The 16,735-nt window shown below is 55.3% G+C and carries 22 protein-coding genes and 1 pseudogene; 6 read left to right on the top strand and 17 right to left on the bottom strand.

The features are described from left to right. Genes ACLIBF_RS02970 through ACLIBF_RS02960 form a run of 3 tightly spaced genes read left to right on the top strand, consistent with a single transcriptional unit; the run spans position 1 to position 2,798 of the window. Positions 1-909, top strand: a complete 909-nt coding sequence (locus tag ACLIBF_RS02970; protein WP_000393453.1) for a TniB family NTP-binding protein — start codon at positions 1-3, stop codon at positions 907-909. After that, entirely contained in the window at positions 906-2,123 is a 1,218-nt protein-coding gene (locus tag ACLIBF_RS02965; protein WP_000801210.1) for a TniQ family protein, read from the top strand. The genes ACLIBF_RS02970 and ACLIBF_RS02965 overlap by 4 nt, the downstream gene beginning before the upstream one ends. 60 nt (positions 2,124-2,183) lie before the next feature. Beyond that, positions 2,184-2,798 carry a recombinase family protein gene (locus ACLIBF_RS02960; protein ID WP_000904941.1) on the top strand — a complete coding sequence of 205 codons (615 nt, stop codon included), beginning with the start codon at positions 2,184-2,186 and terminating at the stop codon, positions 2,796-2,798. 52 nt (positions 2,799-2,850) lie between these two features. Here the strand turns inward: ACLIBF_RS02960 and merE are convergent, their stop codons facing one another. The 6 genes from merE to merT are packed head-to-tail and all read right to left on the bottom strand — an operon-like array spanning position 2,851 to position 5,998. Further along, positions 2,851-3,087: a broad-spectrum mercury transporter MerE gene (gene merE / locus ACLIBF_RS02955; protein ID WP_001087809.1), complete on the bottom strand. Its 237-nt coding sequence runs from the start codon at positions 3,085-3,087 to the stop codon at positions 2,851-2,853. Further along, a complete protein-coding gene (gene merD / locus ACLIBF_RS02950; RefSeq protein ID WP_003465059.1) occupies positions 3,084-3,449 on the bottom strand; it encodes a mercury resistance co-regulator MerD in 366 nt (121 codons plus the stop codon). Before merD ends, merE begins: the two co-directional genes overlap by 4 nt. A 16-nt stretch (positions 3,450-3,465) precedes the next feature. Then, a complete protein-coding gene (gene merA / locus ACLIBF_RS02945; protein WP_000136268.1) occupies positions 3,466-5,112 on the bottom strand; it encodes a mercury(II) reductase in 1,647 nt (548 codons plus the stop codon). Continuing rightward, the gene (gene merF, locus ACLIBF_RS02940) at positions 5,109-5,354 is read right to left on the bottom strand and encodes a mercury resistance system transport protein MerF (protein ID WP_000654684.1); all 246 of its coding nucleotides are present in this window, start codon (positions 5,352-5,354) and stop codon (positions 5,109-5,111) included. The genes merA and merF overlap by 4 nt, the downstream gene beginning before the upstream one ends. 2 nt (positions 5,355-5,356) lie before the next feature. Next, the gene (merP, locus tag ACLIBF_RS02935; RefSeq protein ID WP_000735441.1) at positions 5,357-5,632 is read right to left on the bottom strand and encodes a mercury resistance system periplasmic binding protein MerP; all 276 of its coding nucleotides are present in this window, start codon (positions 5,630-5,632) and stop codon (positions 5,357-5,359) included. A 15-nt stretch (positions 5,633-5,647) separates the two neighbouring features. Next, the gene (gene merT, locus ACLIBF_RS02930; RefSeq protein ID WP_032454987.1) at positions 5,648-5,998 is read right to left on the bottom strand and encodes a mercuric ion transporter MerT; all 351 of its coding nucleotides are present in this window, start codon (positions 5,996-5,998) and stop codon (positions 5,648-5,650) included. 71 nt (positions 5,999-6,069) lie between these two features. On the opposite strand from merT, the gene merR reads away from it, so the two are divergent. Then, on the top strand, positions 6,070-6,504 hold the full coding sequence (gene merR / locus ACLIBF_RS02925; protein WP_000429838.1) for an Hg(II)-responsive transcriptional regulator: 435 nt from the start codon (positions 6,070-6,072) through the stop codon (positions 6,502-6,504). A gap of 117 nt (positions 6,505-6,621) precedes the next feature. Here the strand turns inward: merR and ACLIBF_RS02920 are convergent. The 4 genes and pseudogenes from ACLIBF_RS02920 to aadA1 all read right to left on the bottom strand — a co-directional run. After that, positions 6,622-6,858, bottom strand: a pseudogene (locus tag ACLIBF_RS02920) (GNAT family N-acetyltransferase); the annotation flags it as partial. Between the two features lie 127 nt (positions 6,859-6,985). Continuing rightward, positions 6,986-7,825: a sulfonamide-resistant dihydropteroate synthase Sul1 gene (gene sul1, locus ACLIBF_RS02915; RefSeq protein WP_000259031.1), complete on the bottom strand. Its 840-nt coding sequence runs from the start codon at positions 7,823-7,825 to the stop codon at positions 6,986-6,988. Beyond that, a complete protein-coding gene (locus ACLIBF_RS02910) occupies positions 7,819-8,166 on the bottom strand; it encodes a quaternary ammonium compound efflux SMR transporter QacE delta 1 (protein ID WP_000679427.1) in 348 nt (115 codons plus the stop codon). Before ACLIBF_RS02910 ends, sul1 begins: the two co-directional genes overlap by 7 nt. Positions 8,167-8,329: 163 nt before the next feature. After that, the gene (gene aadA1 / locus ACLIBF_RS02905) at positions 8,330-9,121 is read right to left on the bottom strand and encodes an ANT(3'')-Ia family aminoglycoside nucleotidyltransferase AadA1 (RefSeq protein WP_001206316.1); all 792 of its coding nucleotides are present in this window, start codon (positions 9,119-9,121) and stop codon (positions 8,330-8,332) included. A gap of 145 nt (positions 9,122-9,266) precedes the next feature. Here aadA1 and intI1 point away from each other — a divergent pair, with 145 nt between their 5' ends. Together intI1 and ACLIBF_RS02895 are read left to right on the top strand one after the other, a co-directional pair. Next, positions 9,267-10,280, top strand: coding sequence for a class 1 integron integrase IntI1 (gene intI1, locus ACLIBF_RS02900; RefSeq protein WP_000845048.1), 1,014 nt, complete (start codon positions 9,267-9,269; stop codon positions 10,278-10,280). A 311-nt stretch (positions 10,281-10,591) separates the two neighbouring features. Then, complete coding sequence (locus ACLIBF_RS02895; protein ID WP_425036284.1) at positions 10,592-11,149, top strand: recombinase family protein; 558 nt, start codon at positions 10,592-10,594, stop codon at positions 11,147-11,149. A gap of 124 nt (positions 11,150-11,273) precedes the next feature. Here the strand turns inward: ACLIBF_RS02895 and ACLIBF_RS02890 are convergent, their stop codons facing one another. From ACLIBF_RS02890 to ACLIBF_RS02860, 7 genes are all read right to left on the bottom strand, one after another. Next, positions 11,274-11,585, bottom strand: a complete 312-nt coding sequence (locus ACLIBF_RS02890) for a hypothetical protein (RefSeq protein ID WP_448309298.1) — start codon at positions 11,583-11,585, stop codon at positions 11,274-11,276. Between the two features lie 323 nt (positions 11,586-11,908). Next, a complete protein-coding gene (locus ACLIBF_RS02885) occupies positions 11,909-13,153 on the bottom strand; it encodes a primase-helicase family protein (protein ID WP_448309296.1) in 1,245 nt (414 codons plus the stop codon). A 137-nt stretch (positions 13,154-13,290) separates the two neighbouring features. Further along, the gene (locus ACLIBF_RS02880; RefSeq protein WP_448309295.1) at positions 13,291-13,440 is read right to left on the bottom strand and encodes a hypothetical protein; all 150 of its coding nucleotides are present in this window, start codon (positions 13,438-13,440) and stop codon (positions 13,291-13,293) included. Positions 13,441-13,569: 129 nt separating this feature from the next. Further along, positions 13,570-14,007, bottom strand: coding sequence for an endonuclease domain-containing protein (locus ACLIBF_RS02875; RefSeq protein ID WP_307451454.1), 438 nt, complete (start codon positions 14,005-14,007; stop codon positions 13,570-13,572). A gap of 5 nt (positions 14,008-14,012) precedes the next feature. Then, positions 14,013-14,495: a hypothetical protein gene (locus tag ACLIBF_RS02870; RefSeq protein WP_029570707.1), complete on the bottom strand. Its 483-nt coding sequence runs from the start codon at positions 14,493-14,495 to the stop codon at positions 14,013-14,015. Continuing rightward, positions 14,488-14,856, bottom strand: coding sequence for a hypothetical protein (locus ACLIBF_RS02865; protein WP_307451447.1), 369 nt, complete (start codon positions 14,854-14,856; stop codon positions 14,488-14,490). The genes ACLIBF_RS02870 and ACLIBF_RS02865 overlap by 8 nt, the downstream gene beginning before the upstream one ends. Positions 14,857-15,249: 393 nt before the next feature. After that, a complete protein-coding gene (locus ACLIBF_RS02860; protein WP_448309294.1) occupies positions 15,250-16,653 on the bottom strand; it encodes a tyrosine-type recombinase/integrase in 1,404 nt (467 codons plus the stop codon). Positions 16,654-16,735 lie beyond the last annotated feature (82 nt).

The raw sequence follows: 16,735 nt of genomic DNA, 5'->3' as shown, positions 1-16,735 counted from the left end.
GTGGAAGAATATCCCATCATCGACTTGTCCCACCTGATGCCGGTGGCCCAGGGCTTGGCCCGTCTTCCGGCGGACGAACGCATCCATCGCCTTCGCGCTGACCGCTGGATCGGCTATCCGCGAGCAGTCGAGGCGCTGAATCGGCTGGAAGCCCTGTATGCGTGGCCGAACAAACAACGCATGCCCAACCTGCTGTTGGTCGGTCCAACCAACAACGGCAAGTCGATGATCGTCGAGAAATTCCGCCGCACCCACCCGGCCAGCTCCGACGCCGACCAGGAGCACATTCCGGTACTGGTCGTGCAGATGCCATCCGAACCGTCGGTAATCCGCTTCTACGTCGCGCTACTTGCCGCGATGGGCGCGCCATTGCGCCCGCGCCCACGGCTGCCGGAAATGGAGCAATTGGCGCTGGCACTGCTACGCAAGGTCGGCGTGCGCATGCTGGTGATCGACGAATTGCACAACGTCCTGGCCGGCAACAGCGTCAACCGCCGGGAATTCCTCAACCTGCTGCGTTTCCTCGGCAACGAGCTGCGCATCCCGCTGGTCGGGGTCGGCACACGCGATGCCTACTTGGCGATCCGCTCGGACGACCAGTTGGAAAACCGCTTCGAGCCGATGATGCTGCCGGTGTGGGAGGCCAACGACGATTGCTGCTCACTGCTGGCCAGCTTCGCGGCTTCGCTCCCGCTGCGGCGACCCTCGTCGATTGCCACGCTGGATATGGCCCGCTACCTGCTCACGCGCAGCGAGGGCACCATCGGCGAGCTGGCGCACCTGTTGATGGCGGCGGCCGTCGCTGCCGTGGAGAGCGGTGAGGAAGCGATCAACCATCGCACGCTCAGCATGGCCGATTACACCGGTCCCAGCGAGCGGCGGCGGCAATTCGAGCGGGAACTGATGTGAAGCCAGCGCCACACTGGCCACTGCATCCGGCTCCCAGGGAAGGCGAAGCCTTGTCTTCGTGGCTCAACCGCGTGGCCCTTTGCTATCACATGGAGGTGTCCGAGCTGCTGGAGCACGATCTTGGTCACGGCCAGGTTGATGACCTGGACACCGCGCCACCACTGGCGCTGCTGGCGATGCTCTCCCAGCGGAGCGGCATCGAGCCGGACCGGCTGCGTTGCATGAGTTTCGCCGGCTGGGTGCCTTGGCTACTGGACAGCCTTGATGATCAGATTCCAGACGCATTGGAAACCTATGCGTTCCAGCTCTCGGTGCTGCTGCCGAAACTCCGCCGTAGGACGCGATCCATCACGAGCTGGCGTGCCTGGCTGCCCAGCCAGCCGATACATCGCGCCTGCCCGCTCTGTCTGAACGACCCGGCAAACCAAGCCGTACTGCTTGCATGGAAGCTGCCCCTGATGCTGAGCTGCCCGCTGCATGGCTGCTGGCTGGAATCCTATTGGGGCGTGCCTGGGCGGTTTCTCGGCTGGGAGAACGCCGACACTGCGCCGCGCACCGCCAGCGACGCGATTGCGGTGATGGACCGGCGCACCTGGCAGGCACTGACGACCGGCCATGTGGAGCTGCCGCGCCGACGCATCCACGCTGGATTGTGGTTTCGGCTACTACGCACGCTGCTCGATGAGCTGAACACCCCGCTTTCGACGTGCGGAACCTGCGCGGGGTATCTCCGCCAAGTCTGGGAAGGCTGCGGGCATCCGCTGCGTGCTGGGCAAAGTCTGTGGCGACCGTATGAAACCCTGAACCCGGCAGTACGGTTGCAGATGCTGGAGGCGGCGGCAACGGCAATCAGCTTGATTGAGATGAGGGATATAAGCCCGCCGGGCGAGCATGCAAAGCTGTTCTGGTCCGAACCCCAAACCGGTTTCACCAGTGGCCTGTCGGCGAAAACGCCGAAGCCCGAACCCGTCGATCACTGGCAACGGGCAGTCCAGGCCATCGATGAGGCCATCATTGAAGCGCGGCACGACCCCGAGACGGCACGCTCGCTGTTCGCGTTGGCTTCCTATGGTCGGCGCGACCCCGCTTCCCTGGAACAGTTGCGCGCCACCTTCGCAAAGGAAGGCATCCCCCCGGAATTCCTGTCACATTACGTGCCTGATGGACCCTTTGCATGTCTTAGACAGAATGACGGGTTAAGTGACAAATTTTGACGACCAGAACTTTCCGGTGCACACTGTCACATAATCGAACGTATATGTGACAGGTACGACATGCTGATAGGCTACATGCGGGTATCGAAGGCGGACGGCTCCCAGGCTACCGATTTGCAGCGCGACGCGCTGATTGCCGCCGGGGTCGATCCAGTACATCTTTACGAGGACCAGGCATCCGGCATGCGCGAGGATCGGCCCGGCTTGACGAGCTGCCTGAAGGCGTTGCGAACTGGCGACACACTGGTCGTGTGGAAACTGGATCGGCTCGGACGCGACCTGCGACATCTCATCAACACCGTGCACGACCTGACTGGGCGCGGCATCGGCTTGAAGGTATTAACCGGGCACGGCGCGGCCATCGACACCACGACCGCCGCCGGCAAGCTGGTCTTTGGCATCTTCGCCGCCCTGGCCGAGTTCGAGCGCGAGTTGATCGCGGAGCGCACGATTGCCGGCCTAGCCTCGGCCCGCGCGCGCGGGCGGAAAGGCGGCCGGCCGTTCAAGATGACCGCCGCCAAGCTGCGGCTGGCGATGGCGGCAATGGGTCAGCCAGAGACCAAGGTCGGCGACCTGTGCCAGGAACTTGGCGTCACGCGGCAGACCCTGTATCGGCATGTTTCACCCAAGGGTGAGCTACGTCCAGATGGCGAGAAGCTACTCAGCCGAATTTGATGCCGGCATGAGGCAACGTAGCGACAGCGTGGTTTGTCTCAATGGGAAGCGCTCATGATCGATCTTTGAAGGCCCGCAGCAGTCGTGTCACAGACAGGACGAACAAACCGGTCAGCGTGAGGGCTGCGATACCCCAGTACTCTCCGATGAACGCGCCGGCCGTCGTGCCGGCCAGCACAATGGCGAGAATCGGCAAATGGCAGGGACAGGTGAGCACGGCCAGCGCGCCCCACAGGTAGCCGGTGATCGGTTTGTGCGTCTCGGACGGCAAGCGCTCGGGGCTGTTCATGGCAGACTCTCCGCGTGCTGTGCCGGCTCGGTCGGCATGGTGGCCAACTGCACCTCCAGATCGGCCAACGCTTCGCGCCGACGCTCGACGAACTGGCGCAGAACGGCAAGCTGCGCGGCCGCTTCATCGCCGTCCGCAGCATCCAGCGCCCGGCACAGCCGCGCCAGCGCGTCCAGGCCGATGCCCGCCTCGAAGGCCGCCCGCACGAAGCACAGCCGTTGCAAGGCGGCATCATCGAACAGGCCATAGCCGCCCGGGGTGCACGCCACCGGACGCAGCAATCCGCGCAGCAGGTAGTCGCGCACGATATGCACGCTCACCCCGGCATCAAGGGCCAGCCGGGACACGGTGTAGGCGCTCATTGAAAACCTCCTTTTTTTATCCAGCGCAGCAGGAAAGCTGCTTCACGTCCTTGTTGAAGGTCTGCGCCGCAAGCTTCAACCCCTCGACCATTGTCAGGTAGGGGAACAACTGGTCGGCCAGTTCCTGCACCGTCATGCGGTTGCGGATGGCGAGCACCGCCGTCTGGATCAGTTCGCCCGCTTCCGGGGCCACCGCCTGCACGCCGATGAGCCGTCCGCTACCTTCCTCGATGACCAGCTTGATGAAGCCGCGTGTGTCGAAGTTGGCAAGCGCTCGCGGAACGTTGTCGAGTGTCAGCGTGCGACTGTCGGTCTCGATGCCATCGTGGTGCGCTTCCGCCTCGCTGTAGCCCACGGTGGCGACTTGCGGGTCGGTGAACACCACTGCCGGCATCGCGGTCAGATTGAGGGCTGCGTCGCCGCCGGTCATGTTGATCGCGGCACGGGTGCCGGCGGCCGCTGCCACGTAGACGAACTGCGGCTGGTCGGTGCAGTCGCCGGCCGCGTAGATGTTCGGGTTGCTCGTGCGCATGCCTTGGTCGATAACGATGGCCCCTTGCGCATTGACAGTGACCCCCGCCGCGTCCAGCGCGAGGCTGCGCGTATTCGGTGCCCGACCGGTGGCAACCAGCAACTTGTCAGCGCGCAATTCACCGTGTCCGGTGGTCAGCACGAATTCGCCGTTCACATGGGCGACCTGGCTGGCTTGCGTGTGCTCCAGCACCTCGATGCCCTCGGCGCGGAAAGCGGCTGTCACGGCCTCGCCGATGGCCGGGTCTTCCCGGAAGAACAAGGTGCTGCGTGCCAGGATCGTGACCTGGCTGCCGAGCCGGGCAAAGGCTTGCGCCAGTTCCAACGCCACCACCGACGAACCGATCACGGCCAGGCGTGCGGGAATGGTGTCGCTGACAAGCGCTTCGGTGGAAGTCCAGTAGGGTGACTCTTTCAGGCCCGGAATCGGCGGCACGGCCGGACTGGCACCGGTGGCGACCAGGCAGCGGTCGAACGTTACCTCGCGCTCGCCACCCTCGTTCAAACGGACGACCAGGCTCTGGTCGTCCTTGAAACGCGCTTCACCGTGCAAAACGGTGATGGCTGGATTGCCGTCCAGGATGCCTTCGTATTTGGCGTGCCGCAGTTCATCGACACGGGCCTGCTGCTGGGCCAGCAGTTTGCTGCGGTCAATCGCAGGCACAGTTGCCGCAATACCGCCGTCGAACGGACTTTCCCGGCGCAGATGGGCAATATGGGCAGCGCGGATCATGATCTTGGACGGCACACAGCCGATATTGACGCAGGTGCCGCCGATGGTGCCGCGTTCGATCAGCGTGACCGTCGCGCCTTGCTCGACGGCCTTCAGCGCCGCCGCCATCGCGGCCCCGCCGCTGCCAATGATGGCGATATGCAAACCGGCGCCCTCAAGTGCATCACGGATTTTTGGTTCATCTTTGAAATCACCAACCCGGATCGAGCCTTGATAACCCAATGCGGCGATGGCGGCCAGCAGTTGGTTGTGGCTCACGGCGGTGTCTGCCATGACTTGCGCGCGGCTTTCTGGATAGGACACCACAGCGGCATTCACGCCGGGAATCTTTTCCAAAGCATCTTTGACATGGGTGGCGCAGGATGTGCAGGTCATGCCATTCACGGTGATTTCGGTCATTTTTTTACTCCATTGAATTTCGGGGTGCAGCAGGCATCGGCTTGGCGTTTTCGTTGGATGGCGTAGATGGTCAAGCCGATGAAAATCGCCAGCGCAGGCAGCAGCACATAGTCCAGATAGCCGGTCAGCGCGGACAAGCCGACCACACCGAGCAAAATGACCAGAACAGGGGTGAAGCAACACAGCGCCACGAGGGTTGTGCCAATGATGCTGACCCGCAGCAGTGTCTTCGGGTCTTTCATGATCAGTTCTTGACTGATGATGGGTAGCCCGCATCCTCGGTAGCCTTGGTCAGTTTCTGCACGCTGGTCTTGGCATCATCGAAGGTGACCACCGCTTCGCGCGTCTCGAAGGTCACGTCAACTTTACTGACGCCATCGACCTTGGAAATCGCCTTCTTGACAGTGATCGGACAGGCCGAGCAGGTCATGCCCGGTACGGACAGCGTAACGGTCTGGGTGGCGGCCCACACGGGGGCAACAACGGCAGCGAGGGCAAGGGCGGAAAGCAGCTTTTTCATGGTGAACTCCTGTGATCAATAGAAAAATGGCACGACGTAGGGAAATCCGAGCGCGACCAAAACCAGCACGGCCACGCCCCAGAAAATGAGCTTGTAAGTAGCTCGCACTTGGGGAATCGCGCAAACCTCACCCGGTTTGCAGGCGGCTGACGGCCGGTAGATGCGCCGCCAGGCGAAGAACAACGCCACCAGCGCCACGCCGATAAAGATGGGGCGATAGGGTTCCAACACCGTCAAGTTGCCGATCCAAGCGCCGCTGAACCCCAAGGCGATCAGAACCAGCGGCCCGAGGCAGCAAGCCGAGGCGAGGATGGCGGCCAGCCCGCCAGTGAAGAGCGCGCCGCACCCGTTTTGAGGTTCAGACATACGTTTGTCCTTTCGAATCTGAATTGGATAGCTTAAGCTTACTTCCGTAGTTATGTACGGAGTCAAGCGATATGGAAAACAATTTGGAGAACCTGACCATTGGCGTTTTCGCCAGGACGGCCGGGGTCAATGTGGAGACCATCCGGTTCTATCAGCGCAAGGGCTTGCTCCCGGAACCGGACAAGCCTTACGGCAGCATTCGCCGCTATGGCGAGACGGATGTAACGCGGGTGCGCTTCGTGAAATCAGCCCAGCGGTTGGGCTTCAGCCTGGATGAGATCGCCGAGCTGCTGCGGCTGGAGGATGGCACCCATTGCGAGGAAGCCAGCAGCCTGGCCGAGCACAAGCTCAAGGACGTGCGCGAGAGGATGGCTGACCTGGCGCGCATGGAGGCCGTGCTGTCTGATTTGGTGTGCGCCTGCCATGCGCGGAAGGGGAACGTTTCCTGCCCGCTGATTGCGTCACTGCAAGGGAAGAAAGAACCGCGCAGTGCGGACGCGGTGTAGCCCGAGGGAACTACGCCTTAGCGTGCTTTATTTTCCGTTTTCTGAGGCGACTCCAACGTCAGAAAAGACCGTGCGGTCGACTTTTGATATTTCGTGCTGTCGCCTTCTGAAAGTGACATCGGGATCCTCGGCCGACAAGGTGCAACAGCCGACGATGCCGTCGCTGCAACTCGCGACTAGGAGCTCGGATCTCAGGACGAAGGTCTCCGCGAATGTCCGGTCGATCCGCGCGACGTCCCAGGCGGGCGTTCCCTTGGCGGACATCCACGCCGCAGCGTCGTGCATCAGCCGCACAACCTCGTCGATATCACCCGAGCAGGCGACCCGAACGTTCGGAGGCTCCTCGCTGTCCATTCGCTCCCCTGGCGCGGTATGAACCGCCGCCTCATAGTGCAGTTTGATCCTGACGAGCCCAGCATGTCTGCGCCCACCTTCGCGGAACCTGACCAGGGTCCGCTAGCGGGCGGCCGGAAGGTGAATGCTAGGCATGATCTAACCCTCGGTCTCTGGCGTCGCGACTGCGAAATTTCGCGAGGGTTTCCGAGAAGGTGATTGCGCTTCGCAGATCTCCAGGCGCGTGGGTGCGGACGTAGTCAGCGCCATTGCCGATCGCGTGAAGTTCCGCCGCAAGGCTCGCTGGACCCAGATCCTTTACAGGAAGGCCAACGGTGGCGCCCAAGAAGGATTTCCGCGACACCGAGACCAATAGCGGAAGCCCCAACGCCGACTTCAGCTTTTGAAGGTTCGACAGCACGTGCAGCGATGTTTCCGGTGCGGGGCTCAAGAAAAATCCCATCCCCGGATCGAGGATGAGCCGGTCGGCAGCGACCCCGCTCCGTCGCAAGGCGGAAACCCGCGCCTCGAAGAACCGCACAATCTCGTCGAGCGCGTCTTCGGGTCGAAGGTGACCGGTGCGGGTGGCGATGCCATCCCGCTGCGCTGAGTGCATAACCACCAGCCTGCAGTCCGCCTCAGCAATATCGGGATAGAGCGCAGGGTCAGGAAATCCTTGGATATCGTTCAGGTAGCCCACGCCGCGCTTGAGCGCATAGCGCTGGGTTTCCGGTTGGAAGCTGTCGATTGAAACACGGTGCATCTGATCGGACAGGGCGTCTAAGAGCGGCGCAATACGTCTGATCTCATCGGCCGGCGATACAGGCCTCGCGTCCGGATGGCTGGCGGCCGGTCCGACATCCACGACGTCTGATCCGACTCGCAGCATTTCGATCGCCGCGGTGACAGCGCCGGCGGGGTCTAGCCGCCGGCTCTCATCGAAGAAGGAGTCCTCGGTGAGATTCAGAATGCCGAACACCGTCACCATGGCGTCGGCCTCCGCAGCGACTTCCACGATGGGGATCGGGCGAGCAAAAAGGCAGCAATTATGAGCCCCATACCTACAAAGCCCCACGCATCAAGCTTTTGCCCATGAAGCAACCAGGCAATGGCTGTAATTATGACGACGCCGAGTCCCGACCAGACTGCATAAGCAACACCGACAGGGATGGATTTCAGAACCAGAGAAAGAAAATAAAATGCGATGCCATAACCGATTATGACAACGGCGGAAGGGGCAAGCTTAGTAAAGCCCTCGCTAGATTTTAATGCGGATGTTGCGATTACTTCGCCAACTATTGCGATAACAAGAAAAAGCCAGCCTTTCATGATATATCTCCCAATTTGTGTAGGGCTTATTATGCACGCTTAAAAATAATAAAAGCAGACTTGACCTGATAGTTTGGCTGTGAGCAATTATGTGCTTAGTGCATCTAACGCTTGAGTTAAGCCGCGCCGCGAAGCGGCGTCGGCTTGAACGAATTGTTAGACATTATTTGCCGACTACCTTGGTGATCTCGCCTTTCACGTAGTGAACAAATTCTTCCAACTGATCTGCGCGGGAGGCCAAGCGATCTTCTTCTTGTCCAAGATAAGCCTGTCTAGCTTCAAGTATGACGGGCTGATACTGGGCCGGCAGGCGCTCCATTGCCCAGTCGGCAGCGACATCCTTCGGCGCGATTTTGCCGGTTACTGCGCTGTACCAAATGCGGGACAACGTAAGCACTACATTTCGCTCATCGCCAGCCCAGTCGGGCGGCGAGTTCCATAGCGTTAAGGTTTCATTTAGCGCCTCAAATAGATCCTGTTCAGGAACCGGATCAAAGAGTTCCTCCGCCGCTGGACCTACCAAGGCAACGCTATGTTCTCTTGCTTTTGTCAGCAAGATAGCCAGATCAATGTCGATCGTGGCTGGCTCGAAGATACCTGCAAGAATGTCATTGCGCTGCCATTCTCCAAATTGCAGTTCGCGCTTAGCTGGATAACGCCACGGAATGATGTCGTCGTGCACAACAATGGTGACTTCTACAGCGCGGAGAATCTCGCTCTCTCCAGGGGAAGCCGAAGTTTCCAAAAGGTCGTTGATCAAAGCTCGCCGCGTTGTTTCATCAAGCCTTACGGTCACCGTAACCAGCAAATCAATATCACTGTGTGGCTTCAGGCCGCCATCCACTGCGGAGCCGTACAAATGTACGGCCAGCAACGTCGGTTCGAGATGGCGCTCGATGACGCCAACTACCTCTGATAGTTGAGTCGATACTTCGGCGATCACCGCTTCCCTCATGATGTTTAACTTTGTTTTAGGGCGACTGCCCTGCTGCGTAACATCGTTGCTGCTCCATAACATCAAACATCGACCCACGGCGTAACGCGCTTGCTGCTTGGATGCCCGAGGCATAGACTGTACAAAAAAACAGTCATAACAAGCCATGAAAACCGCCACTGCGCCGTTACCACCGCTGCGTTCGGTCAAGGTTCTGGACCAGTTGCGTGAGCGCATACGCTACTTGCATTACAGCTTACGAACCGAACAGGCTTATGTCCACTGGGTTCGTGCCTTCATCCGTTTCCACGGTGTGCGTCACCCGGCAACCTTGGGCAGCAGCGAAGTCGAGGCATTTCTGTCCTGGCTGGCGAACGAGCGCAAGGTTTCGGTCTCCACGCATCGTCAGGCATTGGCGGCCTTGCTGTTCTTCTACGGCAAGGTGCTGTGCACGGATCTGCCCTGGCTTCAGGAGATCGGAAGACCTCGGCCGTCGCGGCGCTTGCCGGTGGTGCTGACCCCGGATGAAGTGGTTCGCATCCTCGGTTTTCTGGAAGGCGAGCATCGTTTGTTCGCCCAGCTTCTGTATGGAACGGGCATGCGGATCAGTGAGGGTTTGCAACTGCGGGTCAAGGATCTGGATTTCGATCACGGCACGATCATCGTGCGGGAGGGCAAGGGCTCCAAGGATCGGGCCTTGATGTTACCCGAGAGCTTGGCACCCAGCCTGCGCGAGCAGCTGTCGCGTGCACGGGCATGGTGGCTGAAGGACCAGGCCGAGGGCCGCAGCGGCGTTGCGCTTCCCGACGCCCTTGAGCGGAAGTATCCGCGCGCCGGGCATTCCTGGCCGTGGTTCTGGGTTTTTGCGCAGCACACGCATTCGACCGATCCACGGAGCGGTGTCGTGCGTCGCCATCACATGTATGACCAGACCTTTCAGCGCGCCTTCAAACGTGCCGTAGAACAAGCAGGCATCACGAAGCCCGCCACACCGCACACCCTCCGCCACTCGTTCGCGACGGCCTTGCTCCGCAGCGGTTACGACATTCGAACCGTGCAGGATCTGCTCGGCCATTCCGACGTCTCTACGACGATGATTTACACGCATGTGCTGAAAGTTGGCGGTGCCGGAGTGCGCTCACCGCTTGATGCGCTGCCGCCCCTCACTAGTGAGAGGTAGGGCAGCGCAAGTCAATCCTGGCGGATTCACTACCCCTGCGCGAAGGCCATCGGTGCCGCATCGAACGGCCGGTTGCGGAAAGTCCTCCCTGCGTCCGCTGATGGCCGGCAGCAGCCCGTCGTTGCCTGATGGATCCAACCCCTCCGCTGCTATAGTGCAGTCGGCTTCTGACGTTCAGTGCAGCCGTCTTCTGAAAACGACATGCGCTTCTGGCTATTATTTGTACTAAATAGCCTATCATTTAGCCTTTGACCAACTTATATGATAGCTGCTATCATAAACTCACTTAAACGATAGCCTGAGGCACAGATATGAAATTTGGATATGCTCGTGTTAGTAGTAAAGACCAGAACGAAGCACGTCAGGTACTCGCGCTGCAATCTGCCGGGTGTGATGAGGTGATGGTGGATAAGCTGAGCGGGAAGGATACCAACCGCCCCGAACTAGCTCGGATGCTGGATAAGGTGCGTAGCGGTGATGAAGTGCTGGTGAAGTCTGTTGACCGTCTCGGGCGTAACACAAAGGATGTGCTGGCGCTGGTGGATACGATGATAGAGAAAGGCGTGGCTGTAACCTTCCTTGATAATGGGATGAAATTTGATAACACCCCGGCAAGCCGTCTGGTGCTAACTATGATGGCCTCAGTTGCAGAGTTTGAGCGTGGCATAATACGCCAGCGCCAGGCTGAGGGGATCGCAGTGGCTAAGTCAGAAGGTAAAATGTTAGGGAAACAGGCTGACGGCAAGAAACACGCCCGGATTAAGAAGATGCTGGAAGCTGGTGGCCTAACTAATCAGGCAATTGCTGATGCCGTTGGATGTGGTGTAGCAACCGTATACCGAGTTAAGAAAGAAATTAGCGGAGCGTAATTGCCCTCTGCTATGGGTGATGGGTGATTCTACTATCGCTCTTGTCGTGCATATACCATACCTCAAACTCGAAGTTAGCCATATTCCACGGCATATCATACCCATTCACGAAGTAATCCCACGTCTAGATGATATCTGTAGCATTCACCTGGTCGCGTGGCTCCTCCGGTAACGCCCTGGCACCTGATGCAAACTCTTCTACCTGTTCTTTGTTGATGATGTAGCCCGGTTCCCATTCCACTAATGGCAAGTTGCCGATCTGACGTGGACACGGCACAATTTCCACTGGCTTGCTCTTCTTTGCCTGTCTCGTTCGCTTCTCTCCGCGCTCGGTGTAGTTGAGCGTCTTCTGTAGCTCCTGTATGCGCTCCTGACGCGCTGAATCCTGATTGAAGTAATCTTGTGTGTCTTTCTTGTATCTGTTGTTAGCTGCCAATGTAGGCTCCTGTATGAGGCTGACGGTGATCCAGACTGTAGCTGGTCAGTTCGTCATAATTTGGTTGATTTATGCAATAGTGACTAAGTGTAACTACCTGCTTTCCTGACGGAAATCGTCGAGAATTAACCACTTTGTTTAAATTTACGAAGAGAGAGTTGTTAAGCAGAATGCTGTAACTATGGCGGCAAATTGCCTTGTTTCAGGTGAGAACAAAAATGTTCCACGTCAAAAGATTAAAGGAAGTATTTATTTTTGACCCGGCTGACCCGGCTGACCCGTCCAGACCTACTCCCCCAAAGCTTAATTTCAGACGGGTGTAATCAGGCTGACCCGGCTGACCCGTCCAGACGGAGAATATTCTCCAGATACCATCTGCAAGCCTCGGTCTTGTCCACTGATGCCGGATACCATAACGCACCCTTTGGGGCGTTCTTAACGTCCTTGTAAGGCCCGTTCTTAAAGATCCTGCCGCTGGTGTAGCCATTGGATTTTAACCACTCTGTCGCTGATCTGGTGCTTTCCAGAAGAGAGCATTCCTGCTGAAACAGTTCAAAGCTGAATACCTGGCGTTTCTCGGTGAACTCTGTCGCCTGATGGTGGCAAGGGCTGATCGATGCCTCCTTAAGCCTCTCCAGTGCTTCGCTGTGCGGCGGCGCGTATGGATTGAAGTGTGTAAGGTCATACGCCATAAACCAGCCGTGAATAGCTTCCAGCCCGCCAGCTTTGAGCCAGTCGCTCAGCGTGGCGATGAATGCCGCTGTCTCTGCTCGGTCTGTGTGATGCTCCATTCTGTTAGTGACGTAGTGACGGCGGTCGTTCTCTTCCACGTCGATTGGGTGATCGTTGTTGCTGAACGTCATAAATCGGGTGTATATCCTTACCTTGCGGGCGGTCTCGTAAAGTGGGCGAATGTCTACGTATGGCTCCGTTTGAATGCTCTTGAGGCTCTCCGCTACGCGCTTGGTTGCCTGCGGTGGATCGTCAAACAGCACAATCAAATTGTCGGACAAACTCTCGTTGTGCTTCTCGGTAAGCTGTCCATAGCTGCTGTAATGTTTGGTCTGGTGAGCCAGCAACGGCGATAGAATGCTGTGGAATAGAAATCCCTTCCCCGTCCCGGTGTCTGACGGGATAACGAGATGCCACGTTGGGCGCTGCTCTGGTCGCTGGAAGATATGCGCCAGCCAGCTACAAACGGCGGTGCGGTCTACATCATTAGGGAAAGCCCTGGCGAGGTATTCCAGCCACAAACTAAGGTCACTCGCTGCTGGTGCATCCGGCGTGAAAGTGCGGTATGTGTTCACTGTGTCCCGGACAATTCCTTGCGGTGCTACCGGATCAAAAACTGTATTGGTGATAAGCGGCATTCGGCGGTAAAGCTCAGACATACTCGCCGGATTAAAAGAGCCTTCTCCGCTCCATCGAGCATAAAGCGGGTATAATAAATTTTCGAGGTGTGTAGCTTGAGTATGAATATTCAGTAACCTTACTCCTGCTGGCATAGAAATAAAGCAATAGCCTTGCTGTGTAAGATAATCAGCGAATCGTTCTGTCTTTGTTGTCATTTGGGGAAGTCTCCAGAGTTTTAGATAATAGATTTAGAATGTATTGTTGTTGTGAAAGATCGCCGCGCTTGGCGTCTAATGAATCTCGTAATGCCTTAGGAATGCGGAGAGTAATTCCCCGCTGGCGCTGTTCCATTTTATACCTCTGAGATAAAGTCATCTGTTATTGAAAAGTATTGATCGAGTGTGGGGATGTAAATTACTGGTATCCCTTCCTCGGTTTGTAAAACCTGAATAAGTCCGTATGCGGTTAACTCTTTAAAGCGATCAATGTCTACGTCATCCATTGCTTAACTTCCTTGCGATGGATTGGAATGTAGATGTTAAATCGGCTGCGGGAGTTGGTGCTGGTAGTGTGTTGCGTTGCTCGTGTTCTTTTAAGGCTCGTTCTCTACGTAGCTCTTGTATTTTACTATCTATAGACATTTTGGAATCTCGTATTTAATGTGGCCCATTACCTCCCAAACTGCGGAATAGTAAACAGCCATTCTCTTGATGATTTCCCATACGAAAACAGGGTTTGCCTTGTTAGGCCAGCTTTCGTAAATGAGGGTTGTCACTTCGTCAATTATGCGGGTGTCTCGGTTGAATAGTGCCGCCGTCCACTCGTGCCGCTGCAACTCAGAGAGGCTAAGAGTCTGGTTTAGCTTCCCCTCAAAGATATTCGTGTTTTGGTTGAGCACGGCGCGGCAATAGCCTGTCTCGTGACAGTGGTCTATCACTGGATTTCTACCTAGATTGAAACCGCTGATCGGATCAACTCCCCGCTGCCATTTCCTTGCTGCTTCTCGGTAAGCTGGGCGCTTGCGCTGGGCAAGCCTGGTGCGGTCTGACTTCATTGTAAATACATCCATCGCCGTTACTCTCCAGCCAGAAGAGCGGCAACGCGGGCGCGAATACTGGTAGTGTCTTTCGCTGCTTCGGCTTCTGCTTCCAAGCGAGCGCGCTCGGCTTCTGCCTCTGCTGCTTCGCGTTCTGCATCTTCCAGTTGTTTGACAATTTCGTGCTCGATCTCTTTTAACAGCTCCTTGGCGCAAAGCTGTGTAAGCTCCTCTTTTTGCTTTTCAACCAGCTCGGCGGGCCTCACCATTAAGAAGCTAAACAGGTGGCTTCCTGGGTGGTTGATAACAGGTTGATTACGGTCGAGGCTGTATCCCTGTTTAATGAGAGATTCGATCTCATACATAAGAGGTTCAAGCGCATTACTTACTTGATGGCGGTCATCAAGATACTTTCCTAAATACTGGTGAAGCCGTTGGGGAAACTTTTCTTCGAAGATTGGAGAGATAATTTCTCTTAGATCTTTATCCATTCCCTTAAACAGGGTATTTGTTCTAAACATTTTTATTCCTTAGCTTAATTAGCTTTTTGATTGAGAAGTCTCCGCAATGACTGCATACGCAAGGCGATTGTGGAGATAGAGCAAAGTGCGTGACATAATAAATAGTATTGTCGTGCCATACCTTTGTTAAAAAACCTGCGTTCACAAGCTGTCGTAAATCACGGTGGGCATTTGTTTCGCTGAATTCTTGAATGTAGTCTTCGATGGTAAAGCAATGTTTCATTACTTCTTCTGCCCAATACAAAATACTAACGCGGTGTGCTGTTTTAGGTATTCCAAGTGTCTCCAGGCGCTGGCGGTAGCCGTAATAATTCATTGCAGGTAGCCAATCCTGAATAGTGCTGAGATTTTGACTTGTCATAAGTCGTAAATTTCCTTTTCTTTAGGCCAAAAAAAGCCCGCTGCTATTCCCCAACACAATGATATCTACGGCGGAGAAGCCGGGGAAACTCAAAGGGTTTAGCAACGGGGTTTTATACTGGCTGGATGCAAATACTATGAATGTTCGATTTTCGGTATCACTGCGAGATCTGGCGGTGGATGCGCGGGAACCAATGATATGAAGGGATAAGTAGAGCTAAGTCGTTTCTTTCCTATGTCTTAATATAACACGAAATGGTAACATATGTCAACTATTAATTGACTAATAGTCGACATAAAATCATTACTTAGCCGCTGAAATCCCCAATTCAGGGCTTATCAACCGTAAAGTGATTGACGATGAAAAGACATCGCCTGAAACCTCTATGGGTTGCTACCAATGGATACTGTCGATAACAGGTAGCAAAGCTTCAACGCCAAACTTATGCGTATAACGCTGTGTCTGACCAATTCCTGAATGCTCGTGCCCTATAGTTTGCTGTACAAGCTGAAGAGAGTTTCCCTGTCTTTGAGCCTCTGTAGCAAAGGTATGACGTAAGCTGTGTAAAGGGCGGCGGCAACCATAATCATCAATAGATCTGATTTCTAGTGCATCGCGCAAAGCCTGGAATTGGTGAGTTGCCTTATTGAGATTGGTGTAACTTGGGAAAAGCTGCTCTTCTTTCATTTTGGCTTCAACGTATTCCAAGAAACCAGATTTTATTACGTGTTTAGAGAGCGGAACTTGGCGAGTTCCAGCATCAGTTTTGCTGTCCTCAATCATAATGTAATGACGCTGAGTATCTTCATCTAATTTAACAGCAGAAGCTTTTAATTTAGTGATCTCTGCGCGTCGTGCTCCAGTGTAGGCCAATAGGGTGAAAAGCCACTTTCCTTCATTTTCCAATGTCGAGAAATGCGACACCATTTTGCCCATCTCAGTCTTGTTGAAACTCCCATAACTTTTACTTTTAGCTTCGTATGTAACATTGAGTGTTGGAGAGGTATTCAACACCCCTAACTCTCTGGTGAGGTAAGTTGAAAACAAGCCTTGGCATAGTTTGAGATAATCGCGCACTGTTTTTTCAGATATTTTGTCTTCATCAGGAATATCTTCAAGATCCAAACACTCAACGACGCTCATTGATTTATAAGGTTTTTTGTTCTGTTTAGGCAGTCCTTCAACGACCTCTAGAAGCTGTTTTATATCTCGGTGAGTAATCTTATCTACTGGTCTATCTCCACCGAGCAGTACACGTATTACCTCGAAATACTTGTTATTTCCAACCAGGATACTTCGTGACCAATTTGATTTAAATGCAACAAACCCCTGCCACGCTTCATCAAGCGTCATTGCTGGTGGCTCATCTGAAACTCTCGATACGCTTAATGGGGCTGGTGCTTGCAGCTTCATAGAGTGCAAAGCAGATTGATAACTAGGGATATCACGCTGCATAAGTGCTTTATTAGCAGTTTGGGATAGATGCAGTAAAACATTATGTTTCTGTGCAGCAGACATAATCGCATCCTCCATACCTCGGATGTCATACTTCTGAGACAGATTTTCGATGAAATAAGCTTCAGTAGCTGATGTTTCACCATTGAGCATATGCTCTTCATAGTGGTTTAAGAATTGATTAATCAGAAGCTGCATCACCTCAGGATCAGGTAAAGGCAAAGCTGTGCCATTTCGTATTAATTTTGTTCTAGCTGCGGGAAGATTTTCTACATAGGCACATATATCAGCGGCCTGTTCAATCATAAAACTGTCGAGATCTTGCTGGGTAAGTTTTTTCATAGCCGTTATCAATTTCTTAAGAGAATCCTCAGTAATGTTGCCATCCCTTAACAGCTCCAAGTATGGGGCTATTCGAGCTAGA

The sequence above is a fragment of the Pantoea sp. PGP6 genome (assembly GCF_053474785.1).
Note: the sequence above shows the minus strand (reverse complement) of the source record. Positions and strands in the feature narration are given on the sequence as shown.

Bases quoted from the DNA above. Each gene is read 5' to 3' on its own strand.
- ACLIBF_RS02880 (WP_448309295.1), bottom strand. From the start codon at position 13,440: ATGGATGACGTAGACATTGATCGCTTTAAAGAGTTAACCGCATACGGA.
- ACLIBF_RS02910 (WP_000679427.1), bottom strand. From the start codon at position 8,166: ATGAAAGGCTGGCTTTTTCTTGTTATCGCAATAGTTGGCGAAGTAATC.
- ACLIBF_RS02895 (WP_425036284.1), top strand. From the start codon at position 10,592: ATGAAATTTGGATATGCTCGTGTTAGTAGTAAAGACCAGAACGAAGCA.
- sul1 (WP_000259031.1), bottom strand. From the start codon at position 7,825: ATGGTGACGGTGTTCGGCATTCTGAATCTCACCGAGGACTCCTTCTTC.
- ACLIBF_RS02870 (WP_029570707.1), bottom strand. From the start codon at position 14,495: ATGTTTAGAACAAATACCCTGTTTAAGGGAATGGATAAAGATCTAAGA.
- merA (WP_000136268.1), bottom strand. From the start codon at position 5,112: ATGACCGAAATCACCGTGAATGGCATGACCTGCACATCCTGCGCCACC.
- ACLIBF_RS02885 (WP_448309296.1), bottom strand. From the start codon at position 13,153: ATGACAACAAAGACAGAACGATTCGCTGATTATCTTACACAGCAAGGC.
- aadA1 (WP_001206316.1), bottom strand. From the start codon at position 9,121: ATGAGGGAAGCGGTGATCGCCGAAGTATCGACTCAACTATCAGAGGTA.
- merR (WP_000429838.1), top strand. From the start codon at position 6,070: ATGGAAAACAATTTGGAGAACCTGACCATTGGCGTTTTCGCCAGGACG.
- merD (WP_003465059.1), bottom strand. From the start codon at position 3,449: ATGAGCGCCTACACCGTGTCCCGGCTGGCCCTTGATGCCGGGGTGAGC.
- ACLIBF_RS02960 (WP_000904941.1), top strand. From the start codon at position 2,184: ATGCTGATAGGCTACATGCGGGTATCGAAGGCGGACGGCTCCCAGGCT.
- merP (WP_000735441.1), bottom strand. From the start codon at position 5,632: ATGAAAAAGCTGCTTTCCGCCCTTGCCCTCGCTGCCGTTGTTGCCCCC.
- ACLIBF_RS02865 (WP_307451447.1), bottom strand. From the start codon at position 14,856: ATGACAAGTCAAAATCTCAGCACTATTCAGGATTGGCTACCTGCAATG.
- ACLIBF_RS02875 (WP_307451454.1), bottom strand. From the start codon at position 14,007: ATGGATGTATTTACAATGAAGTCAGACCGCACCAGGCTTGCCCAGCGC.
- intI1 (WP_000845048.1), top strand. From the start codon at position 9,267: ATGAAAACCGCCACTGCGCCGTTACCACCGCTGCGTTCGGTCAAGGTT.
- ACLIBF_RS02860 (WP_448309294.1), bottom strand. From the start codon at position 16,653: ATGAAAAAACTTACCCAGCAAGATCTCGACAGTTTTATGATTGAACAG.
- merE (WP_001087809.1), bottom strand. From the start codon at position 3,087: ATGAACAGCCCCGAGCGCTTGCCGTCCGAGACGCACAAACCGATCACC.
- merF (WP_000654684.1), bottom strand. From the start codon at position 5,354: ATGAAAGACCCGAAGACACTGCTGCGGGTCAGCATCATTGGCACAACC.
- merT (WP_032454987.1), bottom strand. From the start codon at position 5,998: ATGTCTGAACCTCAAAACGGGTGCGGCGCGCTCTTCACTGGCGGGCTG.